At 42.5% G+C, this 21406-nt stretch carries 19 protein-coding genes; 13 read left to right on the forward strand and 6 right to left on the reverse strand.

Features of this window, described 5'->3' with window-relative positions; translation table 11 throughout:
- Positions 1-68: 68 nt before the first annotated feature.
- Both BMW98_RS15210 and BMW98_RS15215 read left to right on the forward strand, forming a co-directional pair.
- Positions 69-815, forward strand: coding sequence for an energy transducer TonB (locus tag BMW98_RS15210; protein WP_090259496.1), 747 nt, complete (start codon positions 69-71; stop codon positions 813-815).
- 82 nt (positions 816-897) lie between these two features.
- Positions 898-1632 (forward strand): energy transducer TonB, encoded by a 735-nt coding sequence (locus BMW98_RS15215; protein ID WP_162844586.1) that lies wholly within the window; start codon positions 898-900, stop codon positions 1630-1632.
- Between the two features lie 4 nt (positions 1633-1636).
- On the opposite strand, the gene BMW98_RS15220 is transcribed toward BMW98_RS15215, so the two are convergent.
- Entirely contained in the window at positions 1637-2632 is a 996-nt protein-coding gene (locus BMW98_RS15220) for a quinone oxidoreductase family protein (protein WP_090259498.1), read from the reverse strand.
- Between the two features lie 58 nt (positions 2633-2690).
- Positions 2691-4256 (reverse strand): replicative DNA helicase, encoded by a 1566-nt coding sequence (gene dnaB, locus BMW98_RS15225; RefSeq protein ID WP_090259499.1) that lies wholly within the window; start codon positions 4254-4256, stop codon positions 2691-2693.
- Positions 4257-4443: 187 nt separating this feature from the next.
- Between dnaB and BMW98_RS15230 the strand changes: the two genes are divergently transcribed.
- From BMW98_RS15230 to BMW98_RS15265, 8 genes are all read left to right on the forward strand, one after another.
- Positions 4444-5817 (forward strand): UDP-N-acetylmuramate--L-alanine ligase, encoded by a 1374-nt coding sequence (locus tag BMW98_RS15230; RefSeq protein ID WP_090259500.1) that lies wholly within the window; start codon positions 4444-4446, stop codon positions 5815-5817.
- Position 5818: 1 nt separating this feature from the next.
- On the forward strand, positions 5819-6622 hold the full coding sequence (locus BMW98_RS15235) for a 3'-5' exonuclease (RefSeq protein ID WP_090259501.1): 804 nt from the start codon (positions 5819-5821) through the stop codon (positions 6620-6622).
- A gap of 165 nt (positions 6623-6787) precedes the next feature.
- Entirely contained in the window at positions 6788-7162 is a 375-nt protein-coding gene (locus tag BMW98_RS15240) for a hypothetical protein (RefSeq protein WP_090259502.1), read from the forward strand.
- A 64-nt stretch (positions 7163-7226) separates the two neighbouring features.
- Positions 7227-11498 carry a CusA/CzcA family heavy metal efflux RND transporter gene (locus BMW98_RS15245; protein WP_090259503.1) on the forward strand — a complete coding sequence of 1424 codons (4272 nt, stop codon included), beginning with the start codon at positions 7227-7229 and terminating at the stop codon, positions 11496-11498.
- A 5-nt stretch (positions 11499-11503) separates the two neighbouring features.
- On the forward strand, positions 11504-12577 hold the full coding sequence (locus BMW98_RS15250) for an efflux RND transporter periplasmic adaptor subunit (protein WP_090259504.1): 1074 nt from the start codon (positions 11504-11506) through the stop codon (positions 12575-12577).
- 151 nt (positions 12578-12728) lie between these two features.
- Positions 12729-13547 carry an enoyl-ACP reductase FabI gene (locus BMW98_RS15255; protein WP_090260148.1) on the forward strand — a complete coding sequence of 273 codons (819 nt, stop codon included), beginning with the start codon at positions 12729-12731 and terminating at the stop codon, positions 13545-13547.
- A 133-nt stretch (positions 13548-13680) separates the two neighbouring features.
- Complete coding sequence (gene ispE, locus BMW98_RS15260; RefSeq protein WP_090259505.1) at positions 13681-14493, forward strand: 4-(cytidine 5'-diphospho)-2-C-methyl-D-erythritol kinase; 813 nt, start codon at positions 13681-13683, stop codon at positions 14491-14493.
- Between the two features lie 11 nt (positions 14494-14504).
- Positions 14505-15314 carry a M23 family metallopeptidase gene (locus tag BMW98_RS15265; protein WP_090259506.1) on the forward strand — a complete coding sequence of 270 codons (810 nt, stop codon included), beginning with the start codon at positions 14505-14507 and terminating at the stop codon, positions 15312-15314.
- Here the strand turns inward: BMW98_RS15265 and BMW98_RS15270 are convergent.
- The 3 genes from BMW98_RS15270 to tgt are packed head-to-tail and all read right to left on the reverse strand — an operon-like array spanning position 15311 to position 18437.
- Entirely contained in the window at positions 15311-16228 is a 918-nt protein-coding gene (locus BMW98_RS15270) for a DMT family transporter (RefSeq protein WP_090259507.1), read from the reverse strand. The two genes, BMW98_RS15265 and BMW98_RS15270, sit on opposite strands and share 4 nt — an antisense overlap.
- Positions 16228-17307, reverse strand: a complete 1080-nt coding sequence (locus BMW98_RS15275; protein ID WP_090259508.1) for an LptF/LptG family permease — start codon at positions 17305-17307, stop codon at positions 16228-16230. The genes BMW98_RS15270 and BMW98_RS15275 overlap by 1 nt, the downstream gene beginning before the upstream one ends.
- The gene (tgt, locus tag BMW98_RS15280; RefSeq protein WP_090259509.1) at positions 17307-18437 is read right to left on the reverse strand and encodes a tRNA guanosine(34) transglycosylase Tgt; all 1131 of its coding nucleotides are present in this window, start codon (positions 18435-18437) and stop codon (positions 17307-17309) included. Before tgt ends, BMW98_RS15275 begins: the two co-directional genes overlap by 1 nt.
- Before the next feature lie 72 nt (positions 18438-18509).
- On the opposite strand from tgt, the gene BMW98_RS15285 reads away from it, so the two are divergent.
- The 3 genes from BMW98_RS15285 (at position 18510) to rsmG (ending at position 20973) form a co-directional block, all read left to right on the forward strand.
- Positions 18510-19631 carry a glycosyltransferase gene (locus tag BMW98_RS15285; RefSeq protein ID WP_090259510.1) on the forward strand — a complete coding sequence of 374 codons (1122 nt, stop codon included), beginning with the start codon at positions 18510-18512 and terminating at the stop codon, positions 19629-19631.
- Positions 19595-20203, forward strand: coding sequence for an RNA polymerase sigma factor (locus BMW98_RS15290; RefSeq protein WP_090259511.1), 609 nt, complete (start codon positions 19595-19597; stop codon positions 20201-20203). Before BMW98_RS15285 ends, BMW98_RS15290 begins: the two co-directional genes overlap by 37 nt.
- A 140-nt stretch (positions 20204-20343) precedes the next feature.
- Positions 20344-20973 (forward strand): 16S rRNA (guanine(527)-N(7))-methyltransferase RsmG, encoded by a 630-nt coding sequence (gene rsmG, locus BMW98_RS15295; RefSeq protein WP_090259512.1) that lies wholly within the window; start codon positions 20344-20346, stop codon positions 20971-20973.
- An 11-nt stretch (positions 20974-20984) separates the two neighbouring features.
- On the opposite strand, the gene BMW98_RS15300 is transcribed toward rsmG, so the two are convergent.
- On the reverse strand, positions 20985-21353 hold the full coding sequence (locus BMW98_RS15300; protein WP_090259513.1) for a hypothetical protein: 369 nt from the start codon (positions 21351-21353) through the stop codon (positions 20985-20987).
- Positions 21354-21406: the final 53 nt, after the last annotated feature.

Raw genomic sequence — 21406 nt, forward strand, 5'->3', positions numbered from 1 at the left:
GTGGAAAAGTTTGTAGATACTGATTGGAGTGTTAATTTGAAATCCCGACTATCAACAAACTTAACTTAATGAAAAACACACTACCCACATTACTGCTTTTATTCCTTTGCCTAACTGTTGATGCCCAGAAAATTGACACAGTATTTTTAGATAAAAATAGCACGGAGTTAATCAGCATTGAAGGTGCTAACAAATACAAGGTAAAGCATTATGATAAACGCGGGAAAAGGCTTTTAAAAGAAGAGCTATACTCCAAAGCAAACGTTTTGTTGCAAGAAATCAATTATAAAAAAGACAAAAAGGATGGGCACTACTATTATAAAAGTCTACAAAATGGAACAGAAACCATTGGAACCTTTAGTAAAGGGGTAAAAGTAGGTACTTGGTACACCAATAACTTAAGCGGATTTAACCTTTACTATGACGAGTTTGATAATTCGGGCAATGAAATTGGCCGCTTCTCAAAAAAAGAAGTACCTGGATATGTCGGTACCTTAAAAGGTATTGAGGTAAAAATTCAGAGTAGCCCACGATACCCCGGTGGCCCTCCTGCTTGGGGCAACTTTCTAATGAACAATTTGAAGTACCCCAAGGAAGCTCAGCAGCGCGGAGAGGAAGCTATAGTTATCATTCGTTTTCTTGTAAATAAGGATGGTAGCTTGGAAGACTTCAAAGTAATAAATCAGGAAACACCTGCGACATTACAAAAGGCAGCACTTGATGTTGTTAGAAAATCCAATAGGTGGGTACCAGCTACAATTAATGGCCATCCCATTGACTCGACAATGGATATCCGAATCGTATTTAGATTGTGATTGCCGTAGTGTTGGCTGGAAAAGTTTGTAGATACTAATTGGAGTGTTAATTTGAAAAAGGATGCCAATACTTGATAAACACATGAATGCAAGAACCCTTTTTTTCACTTTGTCTTATTTTTTAATAGCCTACACTTTGCTGGGGCAAAACAAAGTTGACACACTTTATTTCGACAACAACGGCACAGAAGTTAAAAAAACAGCCCCATTTCTATATTATGAAGTTCGGTCTCAAAAGCGTGGCAAACTAGATGGTACTGTCTATAGGGTTTATAAAAACAGGCTTGCCTTAGAAACCATCAACTACAAAAAGGGAAAGTTAGACGGGGAATACTACCTTAAGCAACTTGCAGACAGCACTATTACCAAGGGCATGATTACCAAAGGGCTGAGAGAAGGAGAATGGACGATTACAGACTTATATGGCACACCATATTATACTGAAAATTACACTGAGGGGGTGTTAAAAGATAGAAGTGCAACCGAGGAAATTATTGCCGAAGCTGTTGAGTCAGATACTACATTAAACAGCAGTTATAATACTGAAAGTTGGAACCGACACCTAGTTGCAAATTTAAGGTACCCTAGAGAAGCTACTCGGAATGGATACGAAGGTGAAGTGTGGCATGATTTCATTGTTTTAAAAAATGGAAAGCCAAGTAACTTAGTCTGGACCAATAAGGGAGAAGTAAATGAAGTTTTGGCAGCAGAAGCCAAACGCGTAATACTCCTCTACAACTATTATCAACCCATCTACAAAAATGGAGCATCCATTGCTACAAAGAAAAAGATAAGGATCGTTTTCAGACTTAAATAGAGTATCAGCCAACCACCAACACCAACTTTCCAAATCCGCTGCCGCTTTTCATAGCATCAAAGGCAGAAATGGCCTCATCGAATGGACGAACCGAATCGATAATTGGATGTATTTTGTGTTGATTGATAAAACTGACCATCTCAGTAAACTCAGCATCGTTGCCCATGGTGGCGCCTTGTAGTGTAATCTGATTCCAGAACATTCTAAAAACATCTAGCTTTTCGGGCATGCCGTTAGTCGCACCATAAAACACAATGCGGCCTGCGGGCTTCATAAGTTTTATAAAATCGTTGATCTGATTTCCACCAGCACTATCAATCACCGTATCGAAACCGCCAACGGCTTTAGTCGTTTTCTGCCAACCTTCAGTTTTGTAATTAAAACCACCTTTAGCACCTAACTTTTCGCAATGGGCTATTTTCTCGCCTTGGCCTGAGGTAACATAAACATTTGCTCCTGCTGCTACAGCATACAAAAACGCAAACTGTGCTACTCCTCCACCTACACCAGATATCAGCACATTTTTGCCTTGGCTTACTTGGCCGTGATGAAAAGTTGCCCTATAGGCAGTTAGACCACCCAATGGCAATGCGGCAGCTTCCTCCCAGTTTAAATGTGCAGGTTTTCCCACCAATCTATCGGCATCTACTAATACATATTCTGCTAACGTTCCGTCTGTAGGCATACCCAATATGGTATAGTCGGCCGACTGAACTTCGGGGTTTGAACCCCAATTGATATTCGGATTGATAATCACTTCTTGGTTGAGCCAGTTTTCGGAAACACCTGCGCCTACTTCGGCCACAACTCCTGCCCCATCAGAACCTAAGGTAACATCCATTTGAATGCCCGGATACTTACCTTCTCTTATCCATTGGTCTCTGCGGTTAAGTGCAGCAGCTTTAAGCTGCACTAAAACCTGATTTGGACCTACAGTTGGCTTCTCAACCGTTACAAACTGTAAAGGCTCTTGCTGGTTAGTGATTTTTAAAGATTTCATAGGGAGTTTAGGTTTATCGTTTCAAGTTGTGACAAACTTAAAACTTAGCGCCTAAAACTTAAAACGGTGCATCCTCACCTGCCGGTGGTAAGGCCGGAGAATCGCTTCCACTCGCCTTCGATTGGAAAGTCATGGTATTGCCACCACCCGACTCGAATTCGGTACTACCGCCTACAGGGAAGTTTCCACCATAATTACCGCCTGAATTAAAGTCCAGGTCGGTAAACTTGGTGTACTTACCGATAAACTTAAGTTGCACGGTGTCCAAAGAACCATTACGGTGTTTGGCAATAATTACCTCACCTACTCCCTGCATTGGCATACCGTTTTCATCTTGGGTAATACCATAATACTCGGGTCGGTAAAGGAACATTACCATATCCGCATCCTGCTCGATGGAACCAGATTCACGAAGGTCGGAAAGCTGGGGACGCTTATCCCCTCCTCTGGTTTCCACCGCCCTACTCAACTGAGACAGGGCCAAAACAGGCACGTTTAGCTCTTTAGCAATATTCTTCAAAGAGCGCGAGATAGAGGCAATTTCTTGCTCGCGGTTTCCTCCGCCTCCTCCACTCTTTGAAGAATCACCCGACATTAGCTGAAGGTAATCGATTACGATCATCTGAATGTCGTGCTGCTGTTTCAACCTCCTACACTTCGCTCTTAATTCCAAGATTGAAAGCGCAGGGGTATCGTCTATAAATATGGGGGCTTTGGTTAATTTCGCTGTTTTATGCACCAACTGAGCCCATTCGTGCTCGGCTAGTGTTCCTTTTTTAATCTTCTCACTTTCCAGTTCGGCCTCGCCACTGATCAGACGATTTACCAGCTGAACGGACGACATCTCGAGTGAGAAAATGGCACATGGCTGGCCGTGGTCTACTGCTGCATTTCTAATGGTAGAAAGTACAAAGGCAGTTTTACCCATTGCCGGACGTGCCGCAATAATTACCATATCCGACTTTTGCCAGCCAGAAGTAACACGGTCCAAATTGGTGAAGCCCGAAGGCACACCGGTTAAACCATCAGAATGATCCTTACGGGCCTGAATTTCTTCAAGCGCTTGGGTCATAATGTTCTTCATGCTGTCGTATTCCTTACGAATATTGCTTTCCGAAACATCGAAAAGCGCTTGCTCCATTCTATCGAGCAATTGGAATACATCGGTGGTATCCTCAAACGCATCTCTCTGAATTTCAGAAGAAATACGGATCAACTCTCTTTTAATAGACTGCTCAACAATAATCCTGGCGTGGTACTCAATGTTGGCTGCCGAACTCACCTTGTTGGTTAACTGGGTAATGTAGTACGGCCCGCCAACCATTTCTAACTTTCCACCAGTACGCAACTTGTTGGTAACTGTAAGAATATCAATCGGCTCAGAATCCTGAAAAAGGTCAAAAATTGCTTGATAGATTTCCTTGTGAGCGTCTTTGTAAAAAGACTCAGGGCGAAGAATATCAATCACATTGGTCAATGCGTCTTTCTCCAGCATCAGCGCACCCAGTACAGCCTCCTCCAGGTCGGTAGCCTGAGGTGGTAATTTACCCAACTGAGACATCTCTCCAGGTAAAGTTTTTGACTTGTAACCAAGTCGAAGTGCCGCTGATTTCCCTTTTTCCATTCTTCAAACTTAGGGTGAAAACTTGCTCCTCACAAACCTTCGCGCGAAATATTATAAAGAACTTTTCAACTTCATTTTCCACCTAGTTTTACACATATTTATCACCAGCTTTGTCAACAAAAGTTAAAGCATTCAGCCTCAACAATATGTACATTTGAAGCGCTGTTCTATATAAAAACAAACCCTAATGTTAGAAGGAAAAAACGTCCATTTTATTGCCATTGGTGGTAGCGCAATGCACAATTTAGCCATTTGCTTACACCGTTTGGGCAATCAGGTTTCTGGTTCAGACGACATGTTTTTCGACCCATCGAAAGGCAATCTAAAGCGAGAAGGCTTGCTACCCGAAGCAGACGGCTGGCACCCCAACCGTGTGGACAACTCACTCGACTATGTGATTTTGGGGATGCATGCCAAGGCCGACAACCCTGAATTACTTAAGGCTCAGGAGTTAGGGCTACCTGTTTACTCATTTCCCGAGTTTATATACGAGGCTTCCAAAAACAAAAAGCGGGTGGTTGTAGCCGGTAGTCATGGAAAAACCAGCATCACCTCCATGATCATGCACATTCTTAAAGAAGCTAATAAAGACTTTGACTATTTAGTTGGTGCACAGCTAGAGGGCTTTGATCAAATGGTTAAGCTTTCGAACGCTCCAGTAATCATTATAGAAGGCGATGAATACACCACCTCCCCACTTGACCTAACACCGAAATTCCTGCACTACCATCATGACATTGCCTGCATTAGTGGTATTGCTTGGGACCATTTTAATGTGTTTCCAACCTTCGAAAATTACAAGGAACAGTTTAGAAAGTTTGTTGAATTGACACCTACTAATGGTAAGCTCTACTACTACAACGGAGATCAGGAATTAACCAAAATAATTGAAGATCAAGAAGGTGAAGAAGAGCGTTTTTCACCTTACAGCGAGCACCCAAACACCGTAAGAATGGGGAAAACAATTCTGAAAAGTCATGGTGCGGAATATGTAATTGAAGTTTTTGGCAAGCATAACATGGAAAACCTACAAGTTGCCAAAAACATATTAGTAGACTTAGGAATAACAGAAAGTGAGTTTTATCAACACATCAAAACATTTGGCGGTGCGGCCAAACGCCTAGAAAAGATTGGAGAAAACGAAAACACCATTGTTTTCAAGGACTTTGCGCATGCACCTTCTAAGCTAAAAGCTACGAGCACTGCCGTTCATGAGCAATTTCCCGATAGGCAAACTTTTGCGGTGCTGGAGCTGCACACTTTTAGTAGCCTCAACCCAGAGTTTATCGACCAGTATGCTCACGCATTCGATGCACCAGAAAATGCAGTGGTATTTATTAACCCTGAGATAATGAAAAAGAAGGGCTTTGAACTGTTTACGCAAGAAGAGATCAGAAATGCCTTTCAGCGTGAAGACTTATTGCTGCTTTGTGATGCAGAAGCGCTCGAAAAAACCTTACTTGCACAAAATTGGAAGAACAAAAACCTGCTGTTTATGAGCTCGGGCAACTATGGTGGCCTTAACTTAGAAAAGATAACAGCAACAATACTAGAATCTTAACATGCAACTCAACCTCAAAAACCCATTAGTATTTTTCGACCTTGAAACAACAGGAATTAACGTAGCACAGGACCGCATTGTGGAATTGGCCATGTTAAAAGTGAAGCCTAATGGAGAAACCGAAAAGAAAATCCACTTGGTGAATCCTACCGTTCCAATTCCGGAAGAGTCTGCAATGATCCACGGTATTCGCGATGAGGATGTGGCCGATAAACCAACCTTTAAGGAGTTGGCCAAAAATTTAGCTAAGTTTTTAGAAGGTTGTGACTTAGGTGGCTTCAACATTGTGCGCTTTGATGTGCCGTTGCTCGTTGAGGAGTTTTTGAGAGCAGGTGTAGACTTTGAAGTAAGCCAGCGTAAACTTATCGATGCGCAGAAGATCTTCTTCTTAATGGAACAGCGTACACTTACAGCTGCATACAAGTTTTACTGTGGCAAAAAGCTGGAAGGTGCCCACGGTGCCGAAGCCGACAACGATGCCACTTACGAAGTTTTCAAAGCACAAATTGAACGCTATAATGGCGAAGAGGTAACCGATGCCTCAGGTCGTAAATTGGGCAAAATTGAGAACGATATGGCAGCCATTCACAATTTGGTAGCCAGCAACATGGTGGACTTGGCCGGAAGAATTGTACTGAACGACAAGGGTGAAGAAGTTTTCAATTTTGGAAAACACAAAGGCAAGCCTGTAGCCGAAGTACTGAACCGTGAGCGCGGCTATTACGACTGGATGATGCAAGGTGATTTCCCGCTAGACACCAAGCGTAAGCTCACCCAAATTAAGCTAAAGGGCTTTCAATTATAAAGTATAGATTTCTCATCCGACCTGCTGGTTTACCACAGGTCGGAAAAATAACATCTTGTCCCCTCCTTTCAGTCTTTCAAAAGTAAACGCCCCTTACCTATTTAGACTGTTTTAAAATATTTAAGCGGTATTTATTTTTTACATAGGGCAATTAAATTTGTCGATATGAAACGTTTTGGAGTAGCCTTGATATGTACTGCGGCTATGCTGGTAATCCTACACAGCATAACCCCGCACACACATACCAATCCTTACGGCACTCAGAACGTTACTATTAGCCAAAATCAAGAAGACAATGGCTTAATGGGCTTTCTACAGCTGGTCTTCCACCCCGACTTGGGGCAAGAACATCTAGAACATTTTCAGAACGAAGCAGGCGATTTACACATTCTGCCTCCTTTAGCCCCAGTGGCAGCCGTTCCAGATTTAACGCCTACCGAAGAACTTAATCCTGCTCCTAAGGACAGTTATCAGATTACCTACACAGAAGAGGTCTACCTTCTGTTGGCTCCACTGAGAGGGCCTCCCCACATCGCATAATAGTTTGCATTAATTGCCACTAAGGCACATTTCCAAAGATTAATTCTTTAATCAAAACCCTATTATGTTTGAGAAAATCATACAGTTTTCTGTACGACAGAAATTTATTATAACCCTATTTGTGGTAGCCATTATTGCGGGTGGTTTGTACTCGCTTAGTCAGCTACCGATTGATGCCGTACCCGACATCACTAATAACCAAGTTCAGGTGGTTACTACATCGCCAACACTTGCTCCACAAGAAGTAGAGCAGCTTATTACCTTCCCTATTGAGGTTAGTGTAGCCAATATTCCTCGGGTCGAAGAAATTCGCTCAATTTCGCGCTATGGCCTTTCTGTAATTACCATTGTTTTTGACGAAGGTATGCCCCAGCTCGATGCACGGCAGTTTGTACAGGAGCAACTAAAGCTAGCAACAGAAGAAATTCCTGATGGACTTGGCAGCCCAGAGTTAATGCCAATCACTACTGGTTTGGGAGAAATTTACCAATATACATTAGAGGTTGAACCAGGCTATGAGTCTCAGTACTCAGCCATGGAACTGCGCACTATTCAAGATTGGATAGTGAAGCGCCAGATGGCCGGAATCTCAGGAATTATTGAAATAAGCAGCTTTGGCGGCTATCTAAAGCAATATGAAGTAGCAGTCGATCCGTTAGTACTAAGAAGCTTCGACCTTACGCTAGCCGATATTTTCGAAGCCCTAGAAAACAACAACCAAAATAGCGGCAGTAGCTACATAGAGAAAAGTACTAACGCTTATTATATTAGGTCTGAAGGTCGAATCAACTCGCTAGAAGATATTGAGAAAATCATAGTGAAGCATCAGGGCGAGTCGCCAGTAATGGTGCGCGATGTAGCCAACGTGCAATGGGGAAGCCCAAAACGCTATGGAGCCCTAACCCATGATGGTAAGGGAGAAGCCGTTGGTGGAATTGCACTGATGCTCAAAGGTGCAAACTCATCAGATGCCATTGCTAATGTCCACGAGCGCGTAGAACGTGTTCAGCAGTCTTTGCCAGAAGGCGTTAAGATTGTTCCGTACCTAGACAGGTCCGACCTTGTAGGCCGTGCCATTAATACAGTTAGCAAAAACCTTATTGAGGGTGGGCTTATCGTCATTTTTGTTTTGCTCTTACTGCTAGGCAACTGGCGGGCAGGCCTTATTGTGGCTTCAGTAATCCCATTGGCCATGCTCTTTGCCTTTATTCTAATGAACCTGTTTGGAGTGTCTGCCAATTTAATGTCGCTCGGGGCAATAGACTTCGGTATTGTGGTAGATGGAGCGGTAATTATAGTAGAAAACGCGCTACACGTACTGTATACCGCCTACTTAGGCAAAAAACTCACACAGCGTGACATGGACGATATCATCACTCAATCGTCTTCAAAAATATATCAATCAGCCGCGTTTGGTGTACTGATTATTCTAGTGGTTTTCCTTCCAGTAATCACCCTTACTGGGGTTGAGGGCAAGATGTTCAAACCAATGGCACTTACCGTAAGCTTCGCCCTACTCGGTGCACTCATTCTATCGCTTACCTATGTGCCGATGATCACGAGCCTAATACTTAAAAAGCATATAAAAGAGCACAAAACATTCTCCGATAAAATGGTAGACAGCATGAGAAGTGCCTACCAACCCTTGCTCACAAGGTCGCTGCAGTGGCCCAAATTATTGCTAAGCCTAGTTGCTGCTGCCTTTATTGGGTCTGTTGCCCTACTGGGCAGTCTTGGTGCCGAATTTATTCCTACGCTCGAAGAAGGTGATTTGGCCATGCAAATGACCATTCCACCAGGAAGCTCGCTTCAGCAAAGTATCAAAACAGCCAACAAGGCCGAACAAATTCTGCTAGACAATTTTCCTGAGGTAAAACATGTGGTTTCGAAAATTGGAACATCTGAGGTACCTACCGACCCGATGGCTATAGAAGATGCAGACATTATGATCATTCTAAAAGAAAAAGCCGATTGGACGACAACGCAAGACCGTGAGGAATTGGTGGGAATGATGAAAGATAAACTTGCAAGAATACCGGGCGCTTCCTTTGAATTCACCCAACCCATACAACTTAGATTCAATGAGTTAACCACCGGTGCAAAAACCGATGTAGCCATTAAAATTTTTGGCGAAGATGTAAACACACTGGCCAGTTTAGGCGAGCAAGTGGCACAACTTGTCGAAGGCATTCAAGGCGCTGCGGATGTTAAGGTGGAGCAAACAGATGGACTCACTCAGTATGTGGTTAGGCCAATTCGTGCTAAGCTGGCACAACACAACGTGAATATCAGTGATGTTAATCAGGTAATTCGCACAGCCTATGCCGGAGAAACAGCCGGTGTGATCTTTGAAAACGAAAAGAAGTTCGACTTAGTCGTTCGTTTAGACTCTTCCTACAGGCAGTCACTCAACCTCAACCGGCTTTTTGTAAACAATGCTGAAGGCGACCTAATTCCTTTGGAAGAACTGGTGAGCTTTCAAACCGAAGAAGGTCCAATGCAGATTACACGCGAAAACGCCCAGCGCAGAATAAGCATTGGTGTGAATGTGCGTAACCGTGATATAGCCAGTTTGGTAGCAGAAATTGAAGAAAAACTAAACGCTCAACTACCGTTGCCAGCAGGTTATTATGTTACCTATGGAGGGCAGTTCGAGAATTTGGAAGCCGCCCAGCAGCGCCTTAGCATTGCCGTACCTGTTGCACTGCTAATGATCTTTATGTTGCTGTACTTCGCCTTTGGCTCCATGAAATACGCGGTGCTTATTTTCTCGGCCGTACCCATGTCCGCCATTGGTGGAATTGTAGCATTGTGGTTACGTGGCATGCCTTTTAGTATATCGGCTGGTATCGGCTTTATTGCCCTCTTTGGCGTGGCCGTACTCAACGGCATTGTGCTTATCAGCTACTTCAACGAGCTACGAAATGAAGGTAAACAAACCATAGACGCTGTTGTAATAGCCGGAGCACTCGCTCGCCTTAGGCCTGTACTTATGACGGCCGCTGTAGCTGCATTAGGCTTTCTACCAATGGCCATTTCAACCACAGCAGGTGCCGAAGTGCAAAAACCATTGGCAACAGTGGTAATAGGTGGCTTGGTATCTTCTACCCTGCTTACGCTCTTCATTTTACCTAACCTCTATGTTATGTTCAACAAAAAGGTATTTGCTAAAGCGGCTACCGTTCTGGTACTATTTATTGCCGGTTTTAGCCAAGCCAATGCTCAAACTTTCAGCTTGCAACAAGCAATAGACTCGGCAAGTGTAAACCATGCTGCTTACAAAAACTTGGACCTAGCACTTGAGCAAAGCCTGAACAACGAAAAGGCTACTTTCAAACTAGGCAACACATCGTTTAACTACACTTTTGGCCAGATAAATGATGACTACCAAGACTGGCAGTGGCAACTTGACCAAGACCTTGGCAACCTATTTTTAATAGGCGCTTCCAAAAAACTAATGGAAGCGAATACAGACCAAGCGAGGCTGGAGCAAGTAATAAAAAAGAACCTGCTTGATTATCAGGTACAAGAAAGTTGGTTCAGTTGGTACTTCAGTTATCAAAAGCAAAGTCAGTACAACATTTGGTTACCAAAATTAAACCAAGTGAGCAACTCGCTGCAACAAGCTTTTGAGCTGGGAGAAATAGCTGCAAAAGACAAACTGAGCATTGAAAATCTACTGATAAAACTGCGACAAGAAGCTTTGAGCGCGGCTAAAAAGCTAAACGAAAGCAAGGCTACCCTGAGTACTTGGACTGGCAATGAACAGTTAGAGCGCCCTACCGCCATCAACTTAGATGCTTTTCTGCTGCAAGCCAACGACAGCTTAGCCAATGTTTTTCATCAAAGAAATGAAGCTGAATTGAATGCGCTCGACTTAAAAGTAAGGCAAGAAAAATCGAAACGTTTACCAGAGTTCAGTGTAGGCTACTTCAACCAGCAAATTGTTGGAACCCGGGGGTTGAATGGCTTTCGAGCTGGCATTGGAATCCCCCTCTTTTCGGCACAAGAAAAGAGAAACGCTCAAAATGCAACGATTCAAAAACAGATTCAAAGCAATGAGCAAACGCAAACTATGGCCGAATACCAGCAACAGTTAAAAGCCTTAAAGGCCAATAAAAAACACTTACAGGCTAGTCTTGATGTGCTTCCGAGTGAAGCTGCTTTTGCTAGTCAATGGCAAGTTTTGGTAGAACTACTTGAAAGTGGCGAGATCAATCTTTTTGAGTGGACGAGCTTGCTCAACTCGCACATAGAAAACTATGCCGAGCAGTTGAGCATTCAGCAACAACTAATAAACACACAACTTCAGATCAACTTTCTAACGCAACAATAAGTAAGATGAAAAATATTAAAAACCTTCTTTTCACTCTTCCACTAGCCCTATTTGCAGCTTGTGGCAATGGTGAACCAAACGAAACACACACGGTAAACCCAAGCGAAACGGCTAATGCCGCTGCCAATTACGTGCAAGTGGGTAAGTTGGCCGTTAAGCCGCTAAGCGAAGAAATATACAGTACAGGTACAATTGATGTACCGCCTATGGAGCGCAAGGTTATTCATAGCTACCTAGAGGCGAACGTAACTTATGTGAATGTAATTCAAGGACAAACCGTAAAGCAAGGACAAGTGATTGCCAAGCTGAGCCATCCAAACCTTATTGCACTACAGCAAACTTTACTAGAATCGAAAACCGAAATTGATTTTCAGCAAGGTGAATTAGAAAGAAAAACCAAGCTAGCGGAAAGTAATGCCGCCTCAGCTAAAGAAGTAAATGCGATAAAACGCCAGTTAGACATGGCCAAAATCACCTTCGAGTCGGCTAAAGAGCATTTAGCTCTTTTAGGCATTTCCGAAGCGCAAGTTTTGAACAACGGGCCAAAAAAAGAAATCAGCATAAAGGCACCATTTAGCGGCAAAGTGAGCAAAGTGCACATAACCAACGGACAGTTTGTAAGCGTAAATCAGCCATTGGTAGAAGTACTAAACACGCACCATAAGCACTTAGAACTTGACGTATTTGCCAAAAATGCTGACAAAGTAAAACTGGGGCAAACCATCCACTTTAATGTACCAGGCAGCAGCCAAGTATTTTCAGGCAAGGTCTACCTTATCAACCCAGATATTACAGGCAACAAACTGCGTGTACACGGGCATTTAGACAATGAAGAAATAGACCTGAAAGTAGGCACTTTCATTGAAGCCAAAATCACTATTAACAATGAAGCGGTTGCACAAATTGGCAACGAAGAAATCATTCGAGAGGGCGACAAATTCTTCCTTTTTAGGCCAGTACCAAGTGGTTACGAAAAAGTGGCTATTACCAAAGGCCGCAGCAATGAGCAGTACTCAGAATTAATAGGCATTGATACCACCCAACAATGGGTGATAGCCGGAAATTACTATCTTCAGTAAGTATAAGTTTCAGCCCGGCATACGGCTGGGCTGTTACTTTAAATATTCGGAGCTATAAGTCTCGCAAAGCGTATTTTCAGATACTTTCAAAAGCGGTCATTCAAATTCAATGCATTTCCCTATTTTTACCGCACAAAAAAGAATAACCCTTATGTCACATAACCTATTGAAAGGAAAAAGAGGAATCATTTTCGGTGCACTTGACGAGCGTTCTATCGCTTGGAAGGTGGCGCAAGTAGCACATGCCGAAGGCGCTTCTTTTACCCTAACCAATGCCCCTATTGCATTAAGAATGGGCGAAATCAACAAATTGGCTGAAGAATGTGGAGCAGAAGTAATTCCTGCCGATGCCACTTCTGTTGAAGATCTTGAAAACCTGATCACTAAGTCGCAAGAAGTGCTAGGTGGAAAGCTCGACTTTATCCTTCACTCAATTGGTATGAGCCCTAACGTACGTAAAGGCCGTTCTTACGGTGACCTGAACTACGATTGGATGGTAAAAAGTTTAGACGTTTCTGCTATGTCTTTCCACAAAGTAATGCAAACTGCAGAAAAGCTTGATGCCATGAACGAATGGGGTTCTATTCTTGGCCTTTCTTACATTGCGGCACAGCGTTCGTTCCCAGATTACTCGGATATGGCGCAAGCAAAAGCCATGTTAGAATCTATTGCGAGAAGCTACGGTGAGCGTTTTGGTAGATTGAAAAACGTACGTGTAAACACTATTTCTCAGTCGCCTACAATGACAACCGCAGGTACTGGTGTTGGTGGTTTCGATGTGTTCTACGACTACGCAGACAAGATGTCTCCGCTTGGTAACGCAACTGCCGAAGACTGCGCAAACTACTGCGTAATGTTCTTCTCTGACTTTACTAAAAAAGTAACAATGCAAAACCTAATGCACGATGGTGGCTTCTCATCTTCTGGCATTACCGATGCATTGATCGAAGACTTGAAAAAAGCGAAGTAATAAATTAATAGCCGTTTTAAACAATTGCTTGTCATTCCCGACTACGATCAGGAATGCCCCTTATGAAAAGAGATTCCCCTTTTCAGAGGAATAACAAAAGAGGTGTTTAAAACGGCTAAACTCCCTTCTTACCATGCTGGTATTCCCTAATGCAAAAATCAATCTGGGACTGCAGATTACCAAAAAACTCCCCAATGGCTACCATGCCATTAACACTTGCTTTTACCCTGTACCCATTACCGATGCATTAGAATTTATAGAAGCAAAGAAAACAGCTTTCTCATCATCGGGCATTGATATTCCGGGCAACGAAAAGCAAAACCTGGTTTTGAAGGCTTATCAACTGCTCAAGAAGGACTACCAGTTACCAAACGTTTCCATCCATCTTTTAAAACAAATCCCCATTGGTGCAGGGTTAGGCGGTGGATCTGCCGATGCGGCCTTTATGCTTACCGCACTCAATGAGTATTTTCAGCTTTTCCTCGATGTTAGCATTTTAGAAGACTACGCGGCACAATTAGGCAGCGATTGCCCATTCTTTATAGAAAACAAGCCTGCCCTTGCCACTGGAACAGGCACGGAATTAACGCCATTTGAATTCAGTTTAAAGGGCCATTGGTTGGTCTTGGTAAATCCTGGTATTCATATTTCAACCCAAGCAGCATATGCTGGGGTTAACCCAAAGGCATCGGCAACCAATTTGGAAGAGCTACTCCAATCAATGGATTTTGACCGTTGGAAAAACGAATTGATAAACGATTTTGAAGCCTCCATTTTTTCGCAAACGCCCAAGCTAGCCGAAATTAAAACGCAGCTCTATACCTTAGGCGCCAACTATGCAGCCATGAGTGGTTCTGGCTCAACCATGTTCGGAATTTTTAAGCATGAACCTCAACTTAAAGCAGACTTTTTCGATAACTTATACGTTAAGAAAGTCTTGCTTTAACCATCAGAATTATGCCAAAGCTATTCTATTCGCTTAGCTTATTATTACTCTCTATTTTACAAGCAACCGCCCAAGAAGACTTTTTTAAAGTCTACTATGAGCAGACCGACACAACCATTAGTATTTATGCTGACAATAGTGGGTTTATGCCTGTTTCGGTTACACTTACGCTCGACCTAAAGGGACTGAAACCAGCGCAAGAACCTCCTGAATACTACATTATAGAAGGTAAAACAGCCACCAATAAGCTTATCGATTTGGTAATTCCCGAGGGCCGATCTTGGAACTTTAAATACCATTACAATTACTATTTGGGCAAGGCAAATGCCGTGCACAACGATGACTTTGTCTATCAACTACCGTTTGAAGTGGATAAAACATGGCCACTCACGCAGGGCTATAATGGGCGCTCTACCCATATGGGTGAGAATGCTTTGGATTTTACCATGCCCAGTGGCGAAAAGATATTAGCTGCCCGAGGAGGCAAAGTTGTAGCCATTAAAGAAGACTCAGACAGGGGTTGCCCCTCGCCCAGCTGCAACGACTATGGCAACTACATACGCATACTGCACGATGATGGCACGCTAGCCGACTACCTACATTTACAGCAAAACGGAGCACTCGTAAACCCTGGAGATGAAGTTGAAAAAGGCCAACACATTGCGCTGTCTGGAGGCACCGGATGGGCCTCTGGGCCTCATTTGCATTTTATGGTTTACAAATACGAAGGTAGCAAACGTATTTCCTACGAAACCAAATTCCAGATAAACCCAAGAGAAATCGGCTATTTGGAAGAAGGGAAAAGGTATAAAGGGAACTAAGCTGGATTGCCATTTAGTTTCGCGGCTCTTCTGCGCTTCCACCTTTTGTATACCGGATAAGAAAGCACTGAAGCCAAAATGACCAAAGTCCCATAGTAGAAACCATTGCTCATTTGCTCTTCTTCGCCATAAATAATCAGCGCCATAATAATGCCGTAAACAGGCTCTAGGTTAATAGTAAGGTTGACAGAAAATGCAGAAATGCGCTTCATCAGCTCCACAGAAACTGAAAACGCATACACCGTACACACAATAGACAGTACAGCCAACAATCCCCAATCTCTCAAGTTTGGCAAGTCGTAAGTGGCCGCTTTTCCCACAATAAAGGCTTTATAAAAAGGAATGAATATGGCGATGCCAATTGCAGCAGCCAGCATTTCATAATAGGTAATGCTATACTCTGAGTATTTATGCGTTAGCTGAGAATTAATCACTGAAAATGTAGCCGACAGGATTGCCGCTCCAATGGCGAGTGTCAAGCCTAGTGCATGGTTAAACTCAAATCTAAAAATGAGATAAAGCCCAAAAACGACCAGCAAACCAAGCAGTAATTCTATACCGGAAACTCTTCGCTTTTTAACAATCGGTTCGATAAGGCTCGTCCAAAATGTAGCGGTAGCCACACCTGCTAAGCACACCGAAACGGTAGAAACCCTGGCTGCTTCAAAGAATAGAAACCAATGGGCAGCAATCAATATTCCCGTTCCAATTAGCTTAAAGAGCACCTTTCTTTCAAAGTGCATTGGCTTTTTCCTCCACTTTAGAAAAACAAAAAGCACCAAGGCTGCAATGCCCGTGCGGTACATCACCACATCTGCTGAGGAAATACTGATTTCATTACCGAGAATTGCTGTAAAACCCCACAAAAAAACGATAAAGTGGAGTTTAAAATAATCTTTAAGGCTAGCTTCCATTATTTGGGAACGAGGCGGTAAAGGGCCGCTCCTACAACTGTGAAAATAATGTTTGGTGTCCAAATGGCCAGTATCGGATTGGAACCACCCGTTTCGGCATTACTCTTAGCCGCAATAAATAGAATGATGTAAATAAAGGCTATGAAGAAGCCCAAAGCAATCTGAAAACCAACCCCTCCTCTTGTCTTACGAGACGACAGAATTACACCAATAAAAGTTAGGATAATGGCCGTAAATGGCGACATATATCTCACCAGTTTTTCAATCTGGTAAATCGGAATATTATCTGCTCCCTTCATTTTCAGGTCGGCAATGTAATTGTCGAGCTCTGGTATGGTTAGCGTCTGCTCAAAACTGTTCATGTTGCCAAAGTCCTCTGGCTTCATGTTTATTTGCAGCAGCGTATCATTAATATTTTCGTAGCGATAGGTCTCTTTTAAGCCATCAAACTCACGTAAGCTCCATCTTTTCAGACCCCAACCATTACGGGTTGAATCCCACTTAATTTCTCCAGCCGTTAACTTCCAATCGATCTTTTGATCTTTGATCTCCTCCATTGTAAAGCGATACCCCTGCTCTCTGTTAGAATCGTAACTACTCAAAAACACATAGGTGGTCGGGCTCACTTTAAAGTGAATATTCTTCTCATTAAAGCGGAATTCCTTTTCGAAAAATCGCTGTTCAAAAGCCACACGGAATTTATTGGCGTTGGGGATAATCCACCCAGTAAAGATAAAGCTGGTAATGGCAATAATTACCGAACCAATAAGAAAGGGCCTGAGCATTCTGGGGTAACTCACACCGCCACTTAAAATGGCAATAATCTCGGTATGACTAGCCAACTTAGAGGTAACAAAAACAGTGGCAATAAACACCGTAATTGGTGTAATAAGATTGGCTATGTAGGGGGCGTAGGATAGAAAGTACTGAAAGATCAGCTTGGCCGGCACCTGATTTTTAATAAAGTCCTCATTCCTTTCAGAGAAAGTAATAATGAGTACAATTGACACCAGAATGATCACCACAAAAAGAAATGTGGTTAAGAATTTTTTCAGTATGTATCGGTCTAGAATGCGCATTAAAGTCGTGTGGTTACCTTTTTAACCATTTCGTTTTTCCAATCAACAAACGTGCCGTCAATAATATGCTTTCTAGCTTCTTTCACCAACCACAAATAAAAACTTAGGTTATGAATACTGGCAATTTGTGCCCCCAAAATTTCTTTACTGGTTATTAAATGCCTCAAATATGCTTTGCTATAAAAAGAGCTTACATAACCACCCAAATTCGGGTCAATCGGTGAGAAATCGTCTTTCCACTTTTCATTGCGCATGTTCAGAATACCTTCCGAAGTAAAGAGCATGCCATTTCGGGCATTTCTGGTCGGCATTACACAATCGAACATATCCACACCAAGCGCAATGCACTCTAAGATATTTTCCGGAGTACCCACGCCCATCAAATAACGAGGTTTGTCCTTCGGTAAAATATCGCATACTATTTCAGTATGCTCGTACATCATTTCGGCTGGTTCACCAACCGACAGCCCACCAATGGCATTTCCTTCTCGCTCAAAAGAAGCAATGGTTTCGGCCGACTTCACTCTCAAATCTTTATAGGTACTTCCCTGCACAATCGGGAAGAGTGTTTGACTATAGCCGTACTTGCCCTCGGTGGCATCAAACCTATCGCAGCAGCGCTTTAACCAACGATGGGTCATCTCCATAGACTCGCGCGCATAACCATAGTCACAAGGGTAAGGCGTGCACTCGTCAAAAGCCATAATGATATCGGCACCAATGGTACGCTGAATATCCATTACATTTTCTGGCGTAAAAACGTGCTTTGAACCGTCAATGTGAGATTTGAAGGTTACGCCCTCTTCCTTAATCTTTCTGGTACCGGAAAGTGAATACACCTGATATCCTCCTGAATCTGTCAAAATTGGCCTATCCCAACCATTGAATTTATGGAGGCCACCCGCTTTTTCGATAATATCGAGACCTGGTCTCAAATAGAGGTGGTAGGTATTGCCCAAAATAATTTGCGCATTAACATCTTCTTTAAGCTCACGCTGATGCACGGCCTTAACCGTTCCTGCTGTACCTACAGGCATAAAAATAGGCGTTTCAATAGTACCATGATCGGTGGTCACCTCTCCTGCTCTTGCCTTTGTTCCTTTGTCGTTTGCTGTCAGCTTAAAATCCATTCCCGCTATTTAGTGGTGCAAAAATAGTAGGAATGCCGAATTCTTATTTCTTTAGCAGCAATTCATTTCCATATGAGTCTTTGGCTGTTCTATTTCTTTCTGGTTTTAATGGTTGTTCAGCTTGGGTATTTGCTCACCCTAAGCGTGTCTATTTTCAGGTTAAAAACGCCAAAAAGCGACATGTATCAGCCTGTATCTGTAATAATTGCTGCCAGAAACGAAGCGCATAATCTACCCAACTTATTGGCAAAATTAAGCGAGCAAGAACATCCTCAGTTTGAAGTCATTGTAGTAAACGACAGGTCATTCGATAACACAAAAGAAGTTTTGGCAAAGGCCGAAGCGTTATATGACTTCTTAAAAGTGATTACCATTTGCGAAAAGCCCGCTAACTGGAATGGTAAAAAATATGCATTAAAAAAAGCCGTTGAAGCCGCTAAGTATGATACGCTATTGTTTACCGATGCCGACTGTTTACCTAAGAGTAAAAAATGGGTTACGGAAATTACAGCTGGCCTAAGCGAGCAAAAGCAGGTGGTTATTGGTTTTTCACCTTATGCAGAAAAGCCGGGGTTCCTGAATAAATTCATTCGGTTCGAAACACTCTTTACCGCACTGAACTATCTCGGTTTTGCTGCGATCAATAAACCTTACATGGGTGTCGGCCGAAACATTGTCATCAATAAGACTATTTACGATATAGGCTTTTTAAATAAAATCAGTGATTTAACTGGTGGAGATGATGACCTGATGGTACAAAAAGTAGCAAATAGGCAGAATACCTGTGTGATAATTTCACCCGATTCTCAGACCATATCAGAGCCTAAATTAACATGTCCAGAATTTTTCAAACAGAAAATAAGACACTTAGGCGTTGGAAAGTACTATCGTCAAAAAGATAAAACGGTTTTAGGATTTTTTTCGTTTAGTTACGTGGTCGGATGGGCAACGTTTATTCTGTTGTGTTTTTCACAAATATGGATTTTCACATTAGTGATATTCGGTATTCGGAGCTTATCATTTTATGTTATCTTTAGCCAATTGGGTCGAAAACTCAAAGCAGGCGTTCCATTCTGGGCACTTCCTGCGTTGGATTTTTGTTATCCGTGTTATTATCTCCTGATTGGATTGAGGGCGTTATCACCAAAAGGTATTGAATGGAAACAGGAAAGCAGTTTTCTCAAAAAGCATTAGAAGATTTTAGATTAATAGATTTAGCCGTTTCGGGTCAAGATGAACAAGCTTACGCTGATTTAATGAAGCGTTACAAGAAGCCTGTGTATCATATGATCTTGAAAATGGTTAGAAATGTTGATGATGCCGAAGATCTAACCATTGAAGCCTTTGCCAAGGCTTTCAAAAACCTGCACAAATTCAAAAAGGACTTTACTTTTAGTACTTGGTTGTTCCGTATTGCGACTAACAATACCATTGACTTTATTCGAAAAAAGCGATTGGACACCATGAGCTTGCACACCTCTTATAAAGATGATAATGGTGATGCTGTAACCATTGATGTGCCAGATAAAAACCTGAACCCTCAGGAAGAGGCTATTAAAGACCAGAAGATTGAACTAGTACGAATGTTTGTGGACAAGCTTCCTGCGAAATATCAGCGTTTAGTTAAGCTTCGTTACTTTGATGAATTGAGCTACGATGAAATCGCCAAAGAATTGGATGCACCGCTTGGTACCGTAAAAGCCCAGCTACACCGTGCGCGTGAGCTTATGTACGACCTAGTGAAGAACAAAAAAGAACACATCTAACAGCAATAAGTTGCAATATTCACTTGTTTAAATCATTAGCCTCCACAAGCTTATACACTAAGCCTTGTGAAACTGCTTTCCGTACCATATCATTCTTGCTATTGATATGATTAATCGGCAATCTCGCGTATTTTCGCAGCATGAATTTGATTGAGCAACATTTCCCAAACCTTACTGCACAACAGAAAGAGCAGTTTGCGGCACTTCCAGAACTTTACAGAGAATGGAACGACAAGGTGAATGTTGTCTCAAGAAAAGACATTGACAACCTATTAGAGCGCCACGTTTTGCACTCTTTGGGCATTGCCAAAGTACGCCAGTTCTTACCTGGTAGCGACATTCTAGATGTTGGTACTGGTGGCGGGTTTCCGGGTATTCCGTTGGCCATTCTCTACCCCGATAGTCAGTTTCATTTGGTGGATTCAATCGGCAAAAAAATTCGTGTGGTGAATGCTGTTGCCGAATCACTAGGTTTAGAAAATGTGAAGGGTGAGCAAATCCGTGCGGAACAGCTTAGAAATAAATATGATTTTGTGGTTAGCCGTGCTGTTACTCGTTTAGCCAAGTTTTATCCTTGGATAAAAAGGAGTTTCAAATCACAAAACAGGCATTCTTCTTTACCAAATGGCCTCCTCTATTTGAAAGGCGGAGACCTACAAGAAGAGCTTCAAGAATCAAATCTCAAAAAAATAGCCACCCATAACCTGAGTGACTTTTTTGAAGGTGAATTCTTTGACACCAAAAAGGTGATTTACGTTCCTGCACAGTAAACTGCTTAGTACTATTCTTTCTTTTTAGCGGTAAAAACTGCGATGGCGTAAACTCCCAGGAGTGTCCCCAACGGGAAATTCAGCAAACTGATAATTCCGAAAACCAAACCAGGAATATCTGCCCATTTTTGCTGCATAGCCAATCCGATGCCAATAATTAATCTTGGTAAAAGGAATAGAATGGCGATACCCCAAACAAAGGCGCCAATAATGTCGAACATTGGGCTTACCTCTGCAAAATCGGGGTCGTTGGCTTCGGCTAAACCAAAAATAAAGCTCATCAGCACGTCATAAAAACCTACAATCATTAGGCCTAGAGCACTAAATATAATGTAAATGATACCAATGATTTTCTTGTGGGAAGGGTCTGTAAAATCCATAATCGTATTGTTTCTTGAATATAAAAAAAGCCTCACTAATGTGAGGCTTTTTC

The organism is Roseivirga pacifica (assembly GCF_900111145.1).
GTDB classification, from domain to species: domain Bacteria; phylum Bacteroidota; class Bacteroidia; order Cytophagales; family Cyclobacteriaceae; genus Roseivirga; species Roseivirga pacifica.

Excerpts from the sequence above, each read along its gene's own strand:
- BMW98_RS15285 (WP_090259510.1), top strand. The coding sequence starts at position 18,510 with ATGAGTCTTTGGCTGTTCTATTTCTTTCTGGTTTTAATGGTTGTTCAG.
- ispE (WP_090259505.1), top strand. The coding sequence starts at position 13,681 with ATGCTGGTATTCCCTAATGCAAAAATCAATCTGGGACTGCAGATTACC.
- BMW98_RS15275 (WP_090259508.1), bottom strand. The coding sequence starts at position 17,307 with ATGCGCATTCTAGACCGATACATACTGAAAAAATTCTTAACCACATTT.
- BMW98_RS15250 (WP_090259504.1), top strand. The coding sequence starts at position 11,504 with ATGAAAAATATTAAAAACCTTCTTTTCACTCTTCCACTAGCCCTATTT.
- BMW98_RS15240 (WP_090259502.1), top strand. The coding sequence starts at position 6,788 with ATGAAACGTTTTGGAGTAGCCTTGATATGTACTGCGGCTATGCTGGTA.
- BMW98_RS15210 (WP_090259496.1), top strand. The coding sequence starts at position 69 with ATGAAAAACACACTACCCACATTACTGCTTTTATTCCTTTGCCTAACT.
- BMW98_RS15235 (WP_090259501.1), top strand. The coding sequence starts at position 5,819 with ATGCAACTCAACCTCAAAAACCCATTAGTATTTTTCGACCTTGAAACA.
- dnaB (WP_090259499.1), bottom strand. The coding sequence starts at position 4,256 with ATGGAAAAAGGGAAATCAGCGGCACTTCGACTTGGTTACAAGTCAAAA.
- BMW98_RS15270 (WP_090259507.1), bottom strand. The coding sequence starts at position 16,228 with ATGGAAGCTAGCCTTAAAGATTATTTTAAACTCCACTTTATCGTTTTT.
- BMW98_RS15215 (WP_162844586.1), top strand. The coding sequence starts at position 898 with ATGAATGCAAGAACCCTTTTTTTCACTTTGTCTTATTTTTTAATAGCC.
- BMW98_RS15230 (WP_090259500.1), top strand. The coding sequence starts at position 4,444 with ATGTTAGAAGGAAAAAACGTCCATTTTATTGCCATTGGTGGTAGCGCA.
- BMW98_RS15245 (WP_090259503.1), top strand. The coding sequence starts at position 7,227 with ATGTTTGAGAAAATCATACAGTTTTCTGTACGACAGAAATTTATTATA.
- BMW98_RS15265 (WP_090259506.1), top strand. The coding sequence starts at position 14,505 with ATGCCAAAGCTATTCTATTCGCTTAGCTTATTATTACTCTCTATTTTA.
- BMW98_RS15220 (WP_090259498.1), bottom strand. The coding sequence starts at position 2,632 with ATGAAATCTTTAAAAATCACTAACCAGCAAGAGCCTTTACAGTTTGTA.
- BMW98_RS15255 (WP_090260148.1), top strand. The coding sequence starts at position 12,729 with ATGTCACATAACCTATTGAAAGGAAAAAGAGGAATCATTTTCGGTGCA.
- rsmG (WP_090259512.1), top strand. The coding sequence starts at position 20,344 with ATGAATTTGATTGAGCAACATTTCCCAAACCTTACTGCACAACAGAAA.
- BMW98_RS15300 (WP_090259513.1), bottom strand. The coding sequence starts at position 21,353 with ATGGATTTTACAGACCCTTCCCACAAGAAAATCATTGGTATCATTTAC.
- BMW98_RS15290 (WP_090259511.1), top strand. The coding sequence starts at position 19,595 with ATGGAAACAGGAAAGCAGTTTTCTCAAAAAGCATTAGAAGATTTTAGA.
- tgt (WP_090259509.1), bottom strand. The coding sequence starts at position 18,437 with ATGGATTTTAAGCTGACAGCAAACGACAAAGGAACAAAGGCAAGAGCA.